The sequence below is a fragment of the Streptomyces sp. AC602_WCS936 genome, from assembly GCF_019049125.1.
Classification (GTDB): Bacteria; Actinomycetota; Actinomycetes; order Streptomycetales; family Streptomycetaceae; genus Streptomyces.
Genome location: NZ_JAGMUF010000018.1, coordinates 66,366 through 82,114, shown reverse-complemented (window position 1 = coordinate 82,114; position 15,749 = coordinate 66,366). Strand labels below are relative to the sequence as shown.

Sequence of the window (15,749 nt, the reverse complement as noted above, 5' to 3'; positions counted from 1 at the left end):
ACCCCCGCCGGCCCGCTCGCGCACCGGCCGACCTACCGCCAGATGGTGCGGCACCTGCGCTCCGAGGCGGGCGCGGGCCGGATGATGCCGTTCGTCATCGAGTACCAGGGGCGGCTGGCCGGGCAGCTGACGGTGGCCGGCATCACCTGGGGCTCGATGTGCTCCGGGCACGTCGGCTACTGGGTGGACGAGTCGGTGGCGGGCCGGGGGGTGATGCCGACGGCCGTGGCGATGGTGGTGGACCACTGTTTCCGCACCGTCGGACTGCACCGCGTCGAGGTCTGCATTCGCCCCGAGAACGCGCCCAGCCGCCGGGTCGTGGAGAAACTCGGATTCCGGGAGGAGGGCCTGAGGCCGCGTTATCTCCACATCGACGGAGCATGGCGCGACCACCTGGTCTTCGCGCTCACCGCGGAAGAGGTCCCCGAAGGCCTGCTGCGACGCTGGCACCGGTCACGGGACCGGTCCACGCGGAACACCGGGAATTGAATAAACGTTCGAAATTGATCGGTTCGCGACCGTACCTGCGACCGTACCGAAACGGAAAAATACGCGGCCGTGGCAGTGTGTTGATCGCATCGATCACAAGAAAAGTTCGAAATATCAGCCAGATCGTGCGACACACCGGCTCAATTGGCGGATGGCCCCACGCAAACCCCTCTACCGTGTGAGGCGTGAGCAGCAGCGGCCTCATCTACGCAGTCATTGTCGGGGCCTGGGCCGCCTACCTGGTGCCGATGTGGCTCCGTAGGCAGGACGAGCTGAACGAGGCCCGTCCGACGGAACGCTTCAGCACCGCCATCCGGCTGCTGTCCGGACGGGCGGGCATGGAGCGCCGGTACGCCAAGGACCTGCGGTCGCGCTCCGCCGACGAGGCGGGGCCCGACACCGACGCCCCGGACGCCGTCACCGACTCGGTGGACGTCCGGGCCTTCGCCGTGTCCAGAACCCGACGGCACACCCGGCCGGCGGCCGACGGACACGCACCCGGCCCCAGACGCGGACAGGCCGCGGAAACCGGACGGGCCCCGGACTCCGGGCGGGTCCCGGCTGCCGGGCCGTCCCCCGACTCCGGGCGCCCCGCCGCACCCGGCGCGGCACCGGCGCGCCGGAGCGTTCCGCAGGCCCGGCGCGCCCCCGTCTCCCCCAGTGCCGCGGCCCGCGCCCGGCGCAGCAAGGTACTCGCGCGCCGCCGGCGTACGACCGTGGTCCTCTTCCTCGCCTTCACGCTCGGCTCGGTCGTCGCCGCCGTCGGCGGACTCGCCTTCCTGTGGGCGCCCGGAGTCCCCGCGGTGCTGCTCAGCGCCTACATCGCCTACCTGCGTACGCAGGAACGCCGCCGGTTCGCCTTCCAGATGGACCGCCGCCAGGCCGAGGCCGCCGCGCAGCGGCTGCGGAACCGCGACCGCCGCCCGCGCAGGCGCACCCCCGCCGACCCCGCCGACACCGTCGGCGACCCCGACGCCGAGGAGCCCGACGAGGGACCCGAGGCGGAGCCCGACTCCGGCCTGTCGGCCCTCGCCGCGGACCGGCGCGCCCTGGTCGAGCAGACCGACCACGCGGAGTGGGTCGACCAGCAGCGCGAACGCCGACGGCGGCCGCAGGGCGACAGCTGGGACCCGGTGCCGGTGCCCCTGCCGACCTACGTGACCGCGCCCGTCGCCCCCCGCGCCACCCCCGACGTGGACCTCGGGTCGCCGGACGCCTGGAGCTCGGCACGCTCCAGCGCAGTCGCCCCCCACCGGGAGGACGCGGCGCCCGCCCCGGCGCCGGACCGCCCCGCCGACCGCACGGAGAGCCGCGCGGAGGACCGCCAGGAAGCCCCCGCCCGCAGCGGCGCCCGCCGCGCCGCCTCCGCCCGCCGCGCCCGCGAACGCGGCCGGACCCCGCTCTTCGACCAGTACGAGGACGGCGACCGCCCCCGCGCGGCCAACGAGTAGCCCCTGCCGCGGCCGGCCGCCCGGGCGCCCCGGAAGCGATTTTTGAGCAGGCCGGTCGGGGTGCTAAAGTTTCACTCGTTGCAAGGGCCTGTGGCGCAGTCCGGTAGCGCACCTCGTTCGCATCGAGGGGGCCAGGGGTTCAAATCCCCTCAGGTCCACGCACATTGACGAAGGTCCCGTTCGATCATCACGATCGAGCGGGACCTTCGCCGTTTCCTTGGCTCGCACCGCAGCTCGCACCGCACGGGGACGGCCTGTAAGGCCGAGATAAATCCGTGACCGGACAACGCGCAACCATCCCCGCTACCGGCGGGTCACCTGTGCGCGGTGTCACAGCAGTGGCGCCTGATTGTCGTCTGGGAACGGAAGAGAACATGAGAGACAGCTCCCTGCGCTCGCCGTGGAGACGCGCGGCCGTCGCCGGGGTGGCCGCCGCCGGACTCGCCACGGTCTCGCTGACCGGTGTCGCCCAGGCCGAGGAGGGCCAGGCCCCCCTTCCCGTCGCCATCACCGGACCGGACAAGGTGGACCTGGCGCTGGACGGGGCCGAGGTCGAGCCCGGAGAGCCGCAGATCCGCCTGGGCCTCACCGGCCCCGGCGAGCACGACCCGGACAGCGACACCGACCCGGAGCCGGTACCGAACGACGGCTACACCGTCACCATCGACGCCACCGCCCTCAAGGGCTTCGCCGACGTCGAGCTGCCGCAGTCCTGCGAGACGGAGGGTCTGACCGCGGTCTGCCACGAGAGCAGCCTCTACCCGGGCGACACGTACAACCCGAGCTGGCGCGTCCGCCTCGACCTGAAGGACACCGCCGAGGCCGGCGACTTCGGGAAGATCAAGGTCACCGGTGCGGGCGAGGGCCTGGAGTCCAACGAGCACACCGTCGACGTACTGGTCGGCGGGCCGGAGCTGCTGAAGAAGAAGCTCCCCGCCGAACCCGAGGGCTTCGCCGCCGGCGACACCTACAACGCCCCGCTCGGCTTCCGCAACGTCGGCAGCATGTCCGCCGACGGCGTCGTCCTGCGCTTCGGCGGCTCGCGCGGCCTGTCCTTCCCCGACACGTACGACAACTGCTCGTACGCGGAGGAGGACAAGGACGACCTGATCCGCTACCAGAAGGTCGCCCTGTGCACCTTCGAGGGCGAGTTCCTGCCCGGCACGTCCTACGAGCTCAGCGAGCCGGTCAAGGTGAAGACCGCCGGCTTCGCGCTCAACGACATCTTCCACTACGGCTTCGACGCGGTCGGCGCCAAGGAGACCGGCGCACTGCGCGCCGGCGCCGACTACCGCCAGGGCACCGGCGAGACGCTCACCCTGAAGCCGGTCGAGGGCGGCACCAGCGGCGACTACGCGAAGTACGCCGAGATCGACCTGCCCACGCGGAACACCTTCGACCTCGACCTCACCGGCGCGCGGGTCGCGGGCGAGCAGGGGGAGACCGTCAAGGTCGACATCGGCCTGCGCAACCACGGACCCGCCTGGATCGGCGCCCTGCGCTCCGGCGGTGAGCCGCTGAGCTTCACCGTGCGGATCCCGGAGGGCGCGAGCGTCGTCGACAGCCCCAGCCTCTGCCAGCCGGTGAACGACGCCACCCCGTCCGAGTACATCTGCTTCGCCGGCACGCCCTTCCTGGAGGACGACCGGCGCACCTACGGCTTCCAGCTGCGGATTGACGAGGTCGTCGAGGGCGCCAAGGGCAAGATCGCCCTGCCCGAGTACGAGAACCCCCGGGAGGGCGACCCGTCCAACGACGCCGGCTGGATCGTGCTGAACGGCACGGGCGACGAGGAGACCCCCGGCGACACCGGAGGCGCCACGGGCGGCACCGGCACCACCGGCGGCTCGGACACCACGGGCGGCACCGGTACGAGCGGCGGCTCGGGCGGCAGTGCAGGCGGCACGGGCTCGGACGGCGGCACCTCCGCCGGGGCCGGCTCCACCGGCGGCACGGGCGGCGGCGAGTCCCCCCAGGGCGGCCGGGACGACGACGGCGGTCTGCTGGCCTCGACCGGTTCCACGGCCCTGTTCGCCTCGGCCGGCGCCGCGCTGGCGCTCGCGGCGGGCGGCGTGCTGTTCGCCGTCTCGCGACGGCGCCGGAGCGAAGGCGCCGCCTGACGGCTGTCCGCGCGGCCTACGGGGCCTACGGGGCCTACGGAGCCTGGAGGGCCTTCGCGTAGCAGAGGCTCTCCTCGTGGAACCGGTAGTAGCCGAACTTCCCGCACGGCTCGTAGCCGCTGGACGTGTACAGGGCCACGGCCTCCGGCTGCTTGGTGCCGGTCTCCAGCACCATGCGGGTCCGGCCCGCCGCACGGGCGTCCTCCTCCAGGGCCGCCAGGATGCGGCGGGCCAGCCCGCGCCCGCGCACCTGCTCGATGACGAACATCCGCTTGAGCTCGGCGTCCCCGTCGAGGTTGCCCTCGCCGTTGGCGTCCTGGCTGCGCCAGCCGCCGGAGGCGACCGGGACGTCGTTCTCGTCGTACGCGATCAGGTACAGGCCGTTCGGCGGCGCGAAGTCCGACGCGGCCAGCTCGGTGGCGTCGCCGCCATCGCCGTAGCGGACGTCGTACTCGGCCTGGACCTCGTCGTTGAGCTTCAGGGCGTCGGGGTGGTCGAAGGGGACCCGGCGTATCTTCATGCTACCTACCGTATATCGATGCGGAATCCGGGATCGGGGCACCGTCCAGTGTGCCGGTATCGTGCCCTGGTGCTCACCGTGACCAGTGTCAACGTAAACGGTCTGCGCGCCGCCGCGAAGAAGGGCTTCGTGGAATGGCTCGCGGACACCTCCGCCGACGTGCTGTGCCTCCAGGAGGTACGGGCCGAGCCCCAGCAGCTGCCCGAACACGTCCGCACGCCCGACGGCTGGCACGTCACGCACGCCCCAGCCGCCGCCAAGGGCCGCGCCGGCGTCTCCCTCTACACCCGCCGCGAGCCCGACCGCGTCCAGGTCGGCTTCGGCTCGACGGAGTTCGACACCAGCGGCCGCTACGTCGAGGCAGACCTGCCCGGTGTGACGGTCGCCTCCCTCTACCTCCCCTCCGGCGAGGTCGGCACCGAGCGCCAGGACGAGAAGGTCCGCTTCATGGGCGAGTTCCTCGCCTACCTCAAGGAACTGCGCGAGCGCGCCGCCGCCGACGGCCGCGAGGTCGTCGTCTGCGGCGACTGGAACATCGCCCACCGCGAGGCCGACCTGAAGAACTGGCGCGCCAACAAGAAGAACTCCGGGTTCCTGCCGGAGGAGCGGGAGTGGCTGGGGCGGGTCCTGGATCCGGGGGAGGGTGGCTACGTCGATGTCGTGCGGGCCCTGCACCCGGACGTCGAGGGACCGTACTCGTGGTGGTCGTACCGGGGGAGGGCTTTCGATAACGACAGCGGATGGAGGATCGACCTCCACGTGGCCACCGAGGGGTTGGCGGCCAAGGCGGTCAAGGGGTGCGTCGAGCGGGCCGCCACGCACGCCGAGCGGTGGTCCGACCACGCGCCGGTGACGGTCGTCTACGACCGCTAGCGCCCGGGCGGCTCTTCCGCCCCGGCCTTCTTCCGGATCCGCCGGTCCATCGCCAGCGACAGTTCCGCCTCCACCACGCTGCGGGCGAGCGGGCGCAAACGGTCGAGTTGCCCTTCGGGGGCGTGGCGGAGGATCAGGTCGGCGAAGAGGTCGGCGAGGGCGTCGGCGTGTTCGCGGACGCGGGCGCCGGCCTGGAGGACCTCGCCGAGGGGGATGCCCTCGCGGACCAGGGCGGAGGAGACCTCCAGCAGGCGGTGGCTTATGTGGACGATCTCGTCGCCGTCGGTGCCGACATAGCCGAGGTCCATGGCGGCGGCCAGGTTCTCCGGGGTGACCTCGCCGTCGAAGCGGGCGGCGAGTTCCTCGGGGGTGAGGCGGACCGGGGTCTCCTCGGTGGGTTCGCCGTAGCCGAGCAGGTCGCCGACGTCGCGGCCGTGGTCGAAGGCGTCGGCGAGTTCCGCGATGCCGCTGAGGGTGTGGCCGCGTTCCAGGAGGGCGGCGATGGTGCGCAGGCGGGCCAGGTGGTGGTCGTCGTACCAGGCGATGCGGCCCTCGCGGCGGGGCGGCGGGATCAGTTTGCGTTCGCGGTAGAAGCGCAGGGTGCGCACCGTGATGCCGGCCAGCCGGGCCAGTTCCTCCATGCGGTATTCGCGCTTCTCGGTCACGGCGTCGAGCCTACGGCGTACCGTCGGTAACTTTCCTCGTCCGCCCCCTACCCATCAGTACGGCGCTGCTCTACTCTCCCCATTGCGCCAGTGTTCACTGGCAGAGTTCTAGGCGACGCGTGGAGGCTTCGGGATGGCCGAGCACGAGCAGGTTCAAGAACACGTGCGGGTGGCGGTGATCGGGTCCGGCTTCGGCGGGCTGGGGGCCGCCGTACGACTGCGGCGCGAGGGGATCACCGACTTCGTCGTCCTGGAGCGGGCGGGGAGCGTCGGCGGGACCTGGCGCGACAACAGTTACCCCGGGTGCGCCTGTGACGTGCCGTCCCACCTGTACTCGTTCTCCTTCGCGCCGAACCCGGACTGGCCGCGCACCTTCTCCGGCCAGGAGCACATCCGCGCCTACCTGGAGCACGTGACCGACACCTTCGGGCTGCGCCCCCACATCCGCTTCGACTCGGAGGTGAAGCGGATGGCGTGGGACACCGAGCAGTTGCGGTGGGAGATCGAGACGGCGAGCGGGAACCTCACCGCCGATGTCGTCGTGTCCGCGACCGGGCCGCTGTCCGACCCGAAGGTGCCGGACGTGCCGGGTCTTGACTCCTTCCCCGGCAAGGTCTTCCACTCCGCCCGCTGGGACCACGACCACGACCTCACCGGCAAGCGCGTCGCCATGATCGGCACCGGCGCCTCCGCCATCCAGATCGTGCCGTCCATCCAGCCGAAGGCCGGTCACCTCACCCTCTTCCAGCGCACCCCGGCCTGGGTGATGCCCCGCATGGACCGGGCGATCAGCGGCGCCGAGCGCGCCCTGCACCGGGCGCTGCCCGTCACCACCAAGCTGCGGCGCGGGCTGCTGTGGGGCATCCGCGAGCTCCAGGTGCAGGCCTTCACCAAGCACCCGGGCGAGCTGGGCTTCGTCGAGCAGATCGCCAAGCGCAACATGGCGTCCGCCATCAAGGACCCGGCCCTGCGCGCCAAGCTCACCCCCGACTACCGGATCGGCTGCAAGCGGATCCTGCTGTCGAGTACCTACTATCCGGCGCTCGCCCGGCCGAATGTCGATGTCGTCGCCAGTGGGCTGAGCGAGGTGCGCGGTTCCACCCTTGTCGCCGCCGACGGTACCGAGACCGAGGCCGATGTGATCATCTTCGGCACCGGTTTCCACGTCACCGACATGCCCATCGCGGAGCGGGTCGTGGGCGCCGACGGGCGGACCCTCGCCGAGACCTGGAAGGACGGCATGGAGGCGCTGCGCGGCGCCTCGGCGGCCGGCTTCCCCAACTGGATGACGATCATCGGGCCCAACACCGGCCTGGGGAATTCGTCGATGATCCTGATGATCGAGTCACAGCTCAACTACATGGCGGACTACCTGCGTCAGCTGAACGTGCTCGGCGGCCGGGTCGCCCTCGACGCCCGCCCCGCCGCCGTACGGAACTGGAACCACCGGGTGCAGGAACGCATGAAGCGCACCGTGTGGAACACCGGCGGCTGCACCAGCTGGTACCTGGACGCCAGCGGCCGCAACACCACTGTGTGGCCCGGCACGACCGCCGATTTCCGGCGGGCGACCAGGCGAGTGGACCTGGGGGAGTACGAGGTGCTGCGCCCGGCCGTCGCCAAGGCGGCCCCCGGCGCGGACGCGGACGCGGGCGCGGAGGTGAGCGCGTGAGCCGTCTCATGCACGTCGCCGCCGGGCCGTACGCCCCGCCCGTCCCCGCCCGCGAGCTGACCGTCACCGCTGCCGACGGCGCCCGCATACACGTCCAGGTGCACGGTCCCGAGGACGCGCCCGCGGTCGTCCTCTCGCACGGCTGGTGCTGCTCGACCGCGTTCTGGGCGGCGCAGATCCGCGCCCTGGCCGCCGACCACCGGGTCATCGCCTACGACCAGCGCGGCCACGGCCGCAGCCCGGCCAACCCGGCCTGCGGCACGGAGCCCCTCGCCGACGACCTCGAGGCCGTCCTTGAGGCCACGCTCGCGCCGGGTGAACGGGCCGTGATCGCCGGGCACTCCATGGGTGGCATGACCGTGATGGCCGCGGCGACCCGGCCCAAGGTGCGCGAGCACACGGCGGCGGTCCTGCTGTGCAGCACCGGCAGTTCGCGGCTGGTGGAGTCCGCGACCGTGCTGCCGTTCGGCGCGGGGCGGGTGCGGACCTGGCTGACCCGGCGGGTCCTCGGCTCGCGGGCGCCGCTCGGGCCGGTCACGCCGCTCGCGCGTCGCATTCTCAAGTACGGGACGATGGGCGCCGGTTCGGCGCCGGAGATGGTCGAGGCGTGCGCCCGGATCGTGCACGCCTGCCCGAGCCGGGTGCGCCGCGCCTGGTCCGAGGTGCTGGACCTGCTCGACCTCGACCACGGGGTGCGGGAGTTGCGGATGCCGGTGGAGATAGTCGTCGGCACCGCCGACCGGCTGACCCCGCCCGTGCACGCCCGCGCGCTGGCCGCCGCGCTGCCCGACTGCGTGGGCCTGACGGAACTTCCGGGCCTCGGCCACATGACGCCGGTGGAGGCGCCGGACCTGGTCACCGGGAAGATACGCGCCCTCACCGGCACCTATGTGTCCGCCGACCGCACCGAATCCGCCGTACACGCCGAGGAGATCGCATGAGCAGGGTGAACCTGGAAGGGCGCGTCGCCGTCGTCACCGGAGCCGCGCGGGGCGTCGGGGAGCTGCTGGCCCGCAAGCTGTCCGCGCGCGGGGTGAAGGTGGCCCTGGTCGGTCTGGAGCCGGACGCGCTCAAGCAGGTCTCGGCCCGGCTGCACAGCGAGAGCGACCACTGGCACGCCGACGTCACCGACCACGTGGCGATGGCCGAGGTGGCGGCGCAGGTGAAGGAACGGTTCGGCCGGATCGACGTCGTCGTCGCCAACGCCGGTGTCGCCACCGGCGGTCCGTTCGTCGAGTCCGACCCGGAGTCCTGGCGGCGGGTGATCGAGGTCAACCTGATCGGCTCGGCGGTGACGGCCCGCGCCTTCCTGCCCGCGCTGCTGGAGAGCCGGGGCTACCTGCTCCAGGTCGCGTCCCTCGCCGCGATCACGCCCGCGCCGATGATGTCGGCCTACTGCGCCTCCAAGTCCGGTGTGGAGGCGTACGCGCACAGTCTGCGCGGGGAGGTCGGGCACCGGGGCGTGAAGGTCGGCGTCGGCTATCTGTCGTGGACCGACACGGACATGGTGCGCGGCGCCGACCAGGACGACGTGATGCGCGAGCTGCGGCAGCGGCTGCCCTGGCCGTCGAACAAGACCTACCCGCTGGGTCCGGCGGTGGACCGGCTGGTGGAGGGCATCGAGCGTCGTTCGGCACACGTCTACGGGCAGTGGTGGCTGCGCGGCATGCAGGGCGTGCGCGGCTACCTGCCGGCCCTCGTCGGCACCGTCGGACAGCGCGAGATGCGGCGCTTCGGGGACCGACTGGACGGGCTGCGGGTCGGGCTGGTCGGGGCGGGCGGAGCCGCCGACGAACAGCAGCGATCGGGGGCGGCTACGGTCCGTGATTGATCGACATGCGCACGGTCACCGCCCGTGTGAATCTGATCGAGCGCCCGGCCGATCCGGTCGGGCCCGATCACCACAGGAGTGAACCCACATGGGTATCAAGGACCAGTTCCAGGACAAGGCCGAGCGTATGCAGCAGCAGGGCAAGCAGCGGGCCGACCAGGCCCGTGAGCAGTTCCCGAACCGCGAGGACCGCGACCGCGACCGCCGCCGCGACGAGGACGAGATGGACCCGGCCTCGCGCCGCCGCCGCGACGAGGACGAGCGCTTCGAGAGCAGCTACGACGCCTGACGCGCCGCCGCTGAGCTGAAGGGGCGCCCCCCTGCCGGGAGGGCGCCCCTTCTTCATGGGTTCTTACGGGCTTCATGGCTTCTTGGGGGCTTTGTGGCTTCTCACGGGCGGGGCGGCAGCGGCGGACGGGACCGGTCGGGTACGGCGTCGTAACCGGGCGGCGTGGCGGGCGGGTTGGTCTCCAGCAGTTCCAGCGCCAGCCGGACCGCCTCGTCCAGCACCGGGTAGCGGCCCTCGGCCCAGTCCAGCGGGGTGCGCAGCGCCTCGACGTCGGGGTCGACGCCGTAGTTCTCCACGGACCAGCCGTACGCGTCGAACCAGGCCGCGTTCATCGGCACCGTGATCACCGTGCCGTCGCCGAGGCGGTGCCGGCCGGTCATGCCGACCACGCCGCCCCAGGTGCGCTGGCCGACCACCGGACCGAGCCGCAGCAGCTTGAACGCGGCCGTGATCATGTCGCCGTCGGAGGACGTCGCCTCGTCCGCGACCGCCACGACCGGCCCTCGCGGGGCGTTGGAGGTGTACGACACCGGCTGGGCGTCGCGCGTGAGGTCCCAGCCCAGGATGGTGCGGGTCAGCTTCTCGATGACCAGCTCGCTGATGTGGCCGCCCGCGTTGCCGCGCACGTCGACGATCAGCGCGGGCCGGGACACCTCCATGCGCAGGTCCCGGTTGAACTGCGCCCAGCCGGAACCGCCCATGTCGGGGATGTGCAGGTAGCCGCAGCGCCCGCCGCTCAACTCCCGCACCACCTCGCGCCGTTTGGCCACCCAGTCCTGATAGCGCAGCGGGCGCTCGTCGATCAGCGGGACGACGGCGACCCGGCGGGACGGTCCCGGACCGCCCTCGGCCGGCGCGAAGGTCAGCTCCACCGTCGTAGCGCCCGCGCCCGCCAGCAGCGGATACGGTCCCGTCACCGGGTCGACCGGCCGGCCGTCCACGTGGGTCAGCACCGCGCCCTCGCGGATGCCCGTACCGGCCAGCGGGGAGCGGGCCTTGGAGTCGGAGGAATCGCCGGGCAGGATGCGCTTGACCACCCAGTGGCCGTCCCGGCACGCGAAATTGGCGCCGAGCAGGCCCTGCCAGCGCTGGTAGTGCGCCGGGCCCTCGTTGCGGCGGGCGGCGGCGACGTAGGCGTGCGAGGTGCCGAGCTCGCCGAGCACCTCGCGCAGCAGGTCGGCGAACTCGTCGGGGGAGGCGACCCGTTCGACCAGCGGACGGTACTGCTCCAGCACCGCGTCCCAGTCGATGCCGCACATGCCGGGGTCCCAGAAGTAGGCGCGGATCAGCCGGCCGGCCTCGTCGTAGGCCTGGCGCCACTCGGTGGCCGGGTCGGCCTCGTGCAGGATGCGGCGCAGGTCGATCCAGGTGGTCGAGTCGCTGTCGCCCGCCTCGGTGGCCGGTACGGCGCGCAGGTCGCCCTCGTCGAGCACGACCAGGCGGCTGCCGTCGCCGCTGACCCGGAACCAGTCCAGGTGGTCGACCAGTTCGGACTTCCTCGCCTTGGCGAGGCTGAAGTGCTCCAGGGTGGGCCGCTCGCTCGGGTCGGCCGGGTTGGCGAAGGTCTCGCCGAGCGCGCCCGAGATCGGCCAGCGCAGCCAGACCAGTCCGCCGCCCGCGACCGGGCACAGCGCCGAGTACTTGGAGGCGGTGACCGGGAACGGCGTCACCCGGGACTCCAGCCCCTCGACCTCGACGGTCACCGCGCCGCCCTCACCGGATTCGTCGTCCAGCGGGTCCAGGCCTCCGGCTGCGGGGCGGCCCTCCGGGTTCAGGGCGAAGGGGGAGGGGGTCGCGGACGACAGCGGGACGAGGTAGGGGCGGCAGCCCAGCGGGAAGGAGAGGTCGCCGGTGTGCACGTCGTACACCGGGTCGAAGCCGCGCCAGGAGAGGAAGGCGAGGTAGCGGCCGTCCCGGGTGAAGACGGGGTTCTCGTCCTCGAAGCGTCCGTCGGTGACGTCGATGACGAGCGGGCCCTCCTGCCCGTTCCTGCCGTCGTTCCTGCCGCCGTTCTTCCCGTCGATGCGGGCCATCTTGATCTGCCGCAGGGAGCGGCCGATGCCCGGGTGGGACCAGGTGAGCCAGCTTCCGTCCGGGGAGAAGGCGAGGTCGCGGACGGGGCCGTTGACGGAGCGGATCAGCTCGGTCACCCCGGCGGGGCGGCCGACGGGAACTTCGGCGTCCGTCCCCCGCGTCTCTTCCGTCTCCTCCGCCTCCACGAGTGCCTCGGCGACCTCCGCGTCCTCCTCCGGCAGGTCGAGGAGCAGCAGCCGCCCGTCGTGCGAGGCGATGGCCAGCCGCTCGCCCGCCGGGTCCGAGACCAGCTCCAGCACCCGGCCGAGTTCTCCCGAGGCCAGCCTCCGCAACGCGCGGGTGCCGGTCGCGCGGGGCAGGTGGCCGACCTCGACGGCGTCCTCGCCCTCCGCGTCCGTCACGTACGCGATCCGCCCGCTCGCCCCGAGCATCTCCGGCAGCCGTACCCGTACGCCCGGTGTGTCGGCGAGGGTGCGGGCCGGTCCGTCGCGGTGGGTGAGCCAGTACAGGCTGCCGCGTACGACGACGGCGCTCGCGCGGCCCGTCTCGTCGACGGAGACGCCGCCGACGTGCTGGGCGGCGGGCACCTGGTACGTACGCCGTCCCGCGCGCGGGCCGCTCAGCCGGACGTCGACCCGGCGCGGTCGGGAGCCCGGCGACAGGTCCTCGACGATCCACAGGTCGCCCGCGCACTGGTACACCACGCGGGTGCCGTCGCTCGCCGCGTGCCGGGCGTAGCAGGCGTCGTGGTCGGTGTGGCGGCGCAGGTCGGAGCCGTCGTGGGCGCAGGAGTAGAGGTTGCCGACGCCCTCGTGGTCGGAGAGGAAGGCGATCCGGTCGCCGACGAACATGGGGGAGTGCAGATGCCCGTGGAGGTCGGGCAGCAACCGTTCGCCGTGCAGCCAGAGCCGGCCCGTGGCGCCGCCCCGGTAGCGCTTCCAGGAGGCCGGTTCGTGCGGCGGGGTGCCGGTGAGCAGGAGGGTCCTGCGCTCGCCGTCGAGGTCGGCGGCCTGGATGTCGGTGACCGGGCCCCAGGGCAGCTTGCGGCCGGGGTCGCCGTCGGGGGTGATCTTGTAGGCCCAGGTGAGGTGGGAGAAGGGCTCGCCGTGCGAGGCGACGGCGAGGATCGCGGTCGTCCCGTCGGGATCGGGGGGCGACCAGCCGCAGACCCGGGTGTCGAGGCCGCCCCAGTGGGTGAGCTGCCGCCCGGGACCGCCGTCCACCGGCACGAGGTGGACCTCCGGGACCAGGCTCCGCCAGCTGGTGTACGCGATGTGGCGGCCGTCGGGGGAGAAGCGGGGGTGGCCGGTCTTGGTGCGGTCGACGGTGAGCCGCCAGGCGCGGCCCGGGCCGTCGAGGGACGCGAGCCAGAGGTCGTCCTCGGCCACGAAGCACAGCTGGTCGCCGCTGAGGTGCGGAAGGCGCAGATAACTCACCCACCCCATGCTTTGCCGGGGCCAGGGTCCCGGCAACTCGGCCCGCACTTTATGAGCAACCGACAACCTTGAATCCTCCCCTCCCTGAAGGGGGAGGGGATTCCTGGCTCAGGCCGCCTCCTGGAGCGGCGCTCCAGGAGGTCTTCCGCCCTCGACGCCAGCCGGGTTGAGACCAGCCCGGACGAGCATGACGCGTGCGGAGTTCTTGTCTCTGGGGGAGACGGTTCCGCAGGCGGTGCAGGTGTAGGTGCGCTCACCCAGCGGCAGTGCGTGCTTGGCTCTCGCTCCGCACTGCGCGCAGTCCATCGTGGTGTGCGCGGGGTGTACCAGGCGGATGTCCCGCCCGTGTTTGCGGCCCATTTCGGTCAGGGCGGCCTTGGTGGCGCCGATGGCGGCGTCGGCGGCCTTGCGGGCCATCGTGGTTTTGGCGAGGAACTTGGGGCGAAAGTCCTCGACCGCGATCGTGTCGTGGTCGCGGACCACCTTCTTCGCCCACTTGCGTCCGGTGTCCGCGCGCTGCCTGGCGACCTTCTTGTGGGCCTTCGCCCGCAGTCTCTTCGCCGTCTGGTAGCCCTTCGAACCGGCCTCACCCTTCTTCGGCCTGCGGCGGGCCATCATCCGGTCGTACCGGGCCAGCCTCACCCGGGCCTTCCCGCCGTGCGCGGGATGCGGCAGGTCATGCGCGTCGGACGTGGTGGTCGCCGTCTCCCTCACTCCCCAGTCGACACCGAGGATCCGGCCGGTCCTGGGCAGCGGCTGGACCTGGACGGGGACGACGAACGAGCAGTACCAGTGCCCGAGACTGTCCTGGTACACGCGCACCGAGGACGGCTCACCCGGCAGCTCCCGCGACCACACGACCGACAGGACGATGCCGCCCGCCAGGTGCAGCCGGCCGTCCCTCAGCCGGAACCCACGCTTCGTGTAGTTCAGGGTTGCCAGTGCCTCACGCTTAATCTTCCACTTCGGCATCCCGGCCCGGCGCGCCACGGGCAGGCGCTCGGTGATGTCCTTGTGCGCCTTGGCGCGGGCGCGGCCGAAGTCGCGGATGACCTGCTGCTGGGGAACGGACGAGCCCTCCCGCAGCCACGGCGTACGGGCGCGGGCTTCGGTCAGCATCTTGTCGAGCTGGGCCGGGCCGCACGTGGCCTTCTCACCCGTCGCCTTGTTGTGCAGGTGCACGGCCCTGGACTTGGCGACGCACTCGTTCCACAGCCAGCGGCACCGGTCCCACTCCGCCGCCAGCGCGGTGCAGGCAGCGGACGACGCCCGCAACCTGTATGTGTAGCGGGCATGCCCGACCTTCTCATCCACCCCCACCTGCGCCATCCCGCCCCTCTTCACGACCGTGGCCAGGGCGCCGTGCCGTCCCGAACCCTGCGAAGGACCATACGTACGACAGCCGCACAAATAACCCAAAATCCCGCAACCATCACCCCGACCGGCGGCCATTGGCACGCATGTTCGCATCACTTTCTCGGGTCACGCTGACGGCGGGTACGAGAGCCCCGCGCCCGGAACCGGACGCGCCGACGCTCCGCGTCGCACCATCCGGATGCGATTCCTCCTCGGCGTGCACTCCGGAGCCTCCTTGCAGGAGTTAGGTGACCCACACCACGAACGAAACCGTTTCGTTTCGCTGGAGGTGGGGGTACATTGGTCATGTACGAAACGGTGTCGTTCCTGAGCGGAGCGACCTGAGAAGACCGGAGAAGGAGAGGAGTGAGCGAGATGACGGAGGCCGCCACCGCGCGCCGCAGTCGGATCACTCCCGAGCGCGAGGCCGAGCTGTACGAGGCCGTGCTCGACCTGCTCCGGGAAGTCGGCTACGACGCCCTCACCATGGACGCCGTGGCCGCCCGCACCCGGTCCAGCAAGGCGACGCTCTACCGCCAGTGGGGCGGCAAGCCCGAGCTGGTCGTCAAGGCCATGCGGCACAACAAGCCCGGCGAGATCGGCGACGTCGACACCGGGTCCCTCCGCGGCGACCTGCACGCCCTGCTGGCCCGCGAGGACGACTGCACCATGGCGCAGAACTCCGCGCTGATGCGGGGCGTCGCCATGGCGCTGCACCAGAACCCGGACCTGCGCCAGGCCTTCCGGGACCAGCTCATCGAACCGGAGATGGCGGAGTTCCGCCGCTTGCTGCAACGCGCCGTCGACCGGGGCGAGATCAGACCGGACTGCCCGGCGCTGGACTTCCTCGTTCCCATGCTCGTCGGCGGCTTCGCCACCCGCACGCTGCTCGACGACCAGCCACCCACCCGGGCCTTCCTCACCTCGTACATCGACGCCGTGATCCTCCCCGCCCTCGGCGTCGGCACCACGTCCTGACCCGATTCCCCACCTGAGCCCCATCTGAGCCCCAC

The 15,749-nt window shown here is 72.1% G+C and carries 13 protein-coding genes and 1 tRNA gene; 10 read left to right on the top strand and 4 right to left on the bottom strand.

From position 1 onward, the window contains the following. From KUM03_RS08615 to KUM03_RS08600, 4 genes are all read left to right on the top strand, one after another. On the top strand, positions 1–489 hold a 489-nt coding region (locus KUM03_RS08615), incomplete at its 5' end, for a GNAT family N-acetyltransferase (RefSeq protein WP_217246431.1). 185 nt (positions 490–674) lie between these two features. Further along, positions 675–1,940: a gephyrin-like molybdotransferase receptor GlpR gene (gene glpR, locus KUM03_RS08610; RefSeq protein WP_217246430.1), complete on the top strand. Its 1,266-nt coding sequence runs from the start codon at positions 675–677 to the stop codon at positions 1,938–1,940. Between the two features lie 84 nt (positions 1,941–2,024). Next, a tRNA-Ala gene (locus tag KUM03_RS08605) sits at positions 2,025–2,098 on the top strand. A 216-nt stretch (positions 2,099–2,314) separates the two neighbouring features. Beyond that, complete coding sequence (locus KUM03_RS08600) at positions 2,315–4,060, top strand: hypothetical protein (RefSeq protein WP_217246429.1); 1,746 nt, start codon at positions 2,315–2,317, stop codon at positions 4,058–4,060. A 34-nt stretch (positions 4,061–4,094) separates the two neighbouring features. Here the strand turns inward: KUM03_RS08600 and KUM03_RS08595 are convergent, their stop codons facing one another. Next, the gene (locus tag KUM03_RS08595) at positions 4,095–4,580 is read right to left on the bottom strand and encodes a GNAT family N-acetyltransferase (RefSeq protein ID WP_217246428.1); all 486 of its coding nucleotides are present in this window, start codon (positions 4,578–4,580) and stop codon (positions 4,095–4,097) included. A 69-nt stretch (positions 4,581–4,649) separates the two neighbouring features. Between KUM03_RS08595 and KUM03_RS08590 the strand changes: the two genes are divergently transcribed. Continuing rightward, complete coding sequence (locus KUM03_RS08590) at positions 4,650–5,453, top strand: exodeoxyribonuclease III (protein WP_217246427.1); 804 nt, start codon at positions 4,650–4,652, stop codon at positions 5,451–5,453. Here the strand turns inward: KUM03_RS08590 and KUM03_RS08585 are convergent. Further along, complete coding sequence (locus KUM03_RS08585; RefSeq protein WP_217246426.1) at positions 5,450–6,118, bottom strand: MerR family transcriptional regulator; 669 nt, start codon at positions 6,116–6,118, stop codon at positions 5,450–5,452. The genes KUM03_RS08590 and KUM03_RS08585 overlap by 4 nt on opposite strands. A gap of 133 nt (positions 6,119–6,251) precedes the next feature. On the opposite strand from KUM03_RS08585, the gene KUM03_RS08580 reads away from it, so the two are divergent. From KUM03_RS08580 to KUM03_RS08565, 4 genes are all read left to right on the top strand, one after another. Continuing rightward, a complete protein-coding gene (locus KUM03_RS08580) occupies positions 6,252–7,790 on the top strand; it encodes an NAD(P)/FAD-dependent oxidoreductase (RefSeq protein ID WP_217246425.1) in 1,539 nt (512 codons plus the stop codon). Then, positions 7,787–8,731, top strand: a complete 945-nt coding sequence (locus tag KUM03_RS08575) for an alpha/beta fold hydrolase (RefSeq protein WP_217246424.1) — start codon at positions 7,787–7,789, stop codon at positions 8,729–8,731. Before KUM03_RS08580 ends, KUM03_RS08575 begins: the two co-directional genes overlap by 4 nt. After that, positions 8,728–9,621, top strand: coding sequence for an SDR family oxidoreductase (locus KUM03_RS08570; protein WP_217246423.1), 894 nt, complete (start codon positions 8,728–8,730; stop codon positions 9,619–9,621). The genes KUM03_RS08575 and KUM03_RS08570 overlap by 4 nt, the downstream gene beginning before the upstream one ends. A gap of 88 nt (positions 9,622–9,709) precedes the next feature. Beyond that, the gene (locus KUM03_RS08565) at positions 9,710–9,910 is read left to right on the top strand and encodes a hypothetical protein (RefSeq protein WP_217246422.1); all 201 of its coding nucleotides are present in this window, start codon (positions 9,710–9,712) and stop codon (positions 9,908–9,910) included. Between the two features lie 101 nt (positions 9,911–10,011). On the opposite strand, the gene KUM03_RS08560 is transcribed toward KUM03_RS08565, so the two are convergent. Further along, positions 10,012–13,389 (bottom strand): S41 family peptidase, encoded by a 3,378-nt coding sequence (locus KUM03_RS08560; RefSeq protein WP_217246421.1) that lies wholly within the window; start codon positions 13,387–13,389, stop codon positions 10,012–10,014. A gap of 99 nt (positions 13,390–13,488) precedes the next feature. Then, a complete protein-coding gene (locus tag KUM03_RS08555; RefSeq protein WP_217246420.1) occupies positions 13,489–14,709 on the bottom strand; it encodes an RNA-guided endonuclease TnpB family protein in 1,221 nt (406 codons plus the stop codon). Between the two features lie 402 nt (positions 14,710–15,111). On the opposite strand from KUM03_RS08555, the gene KUM03_RS08550 reads away from it, so the two are divergent. Further along, positions 15,112–15,714: a TetR/AcrR family transcriptional regulator gene (locus tag KUM03_RS08550; RefSeq protein WP_217246436.1), complete on the top strand. Its 603-nt coding sequence runs from the start codon at positions 15,112–15,114 to the stop codon at positions 15,712–15,714. Positions 15,715–15,749 lie beyond the last annotated feature (35 nt).

Bases quoted from the DNA above. Each gene is read 5' to 3' on its own strand.
- KUM03_RS08550 (WP_217246436.1), top strand. From the start codon at position 15,112: ATGACGGAGGCCGCCACCGCGCGCCGCAGTCGGATCACTCCCGAGCGC.
- KUM03_RS08555 (WP_217246420.1), bottom strand. From the start codon at position 14,709: ATGGCGCAGGTGGGGGTGGATGAGAAGGTCGGGCATGCCCGCTACACA.
- KUM03_RS08595 (WP_217246428.1), bottom strand. From the start codon at position 4,580: ATGAAGATACGCCGGGTCCCCTTCGACCACCCCGACGCCCTGAAGCTC.
- KUM03_RS08560 (WP_217246421.1), bottom strand. From the start codon at position 13,389: ATGGGGTGGGTGAGTTATCTGCGCCTTCCGCACCTCAGCGGCGACCAG.
- KUM03_RS08580 (WP_217246425.1), top strand. From the start codon at position 6,252: ATGGCCGAGCACGAGCAGGTTCAAGAACACGTGCGGGTGGCGGTGATC.
- KUM03_RS08600 (WP_217246429.1), top strand. From the start codon at position 2,315: ATGAGAGACAGCTCCCTGCGCTCGCCGTGGAGACGCGCGGCCGTCGCC.
- KUM03_RS08565 (WP_217246422.1), top strand. From the start codon at position 9,710: ATGGGTATCAAGGACCAGTTCCAGGACAAGGCCGAGCGTATGCAGCAG.
- KUM03_RS08570 (WP_217246423.1), top strand. From the start codon at position 8,728: ATGAGCAGGGTGAACCTGGAAGGGCGCGTCGCCGTCGTCACCGGAGCC.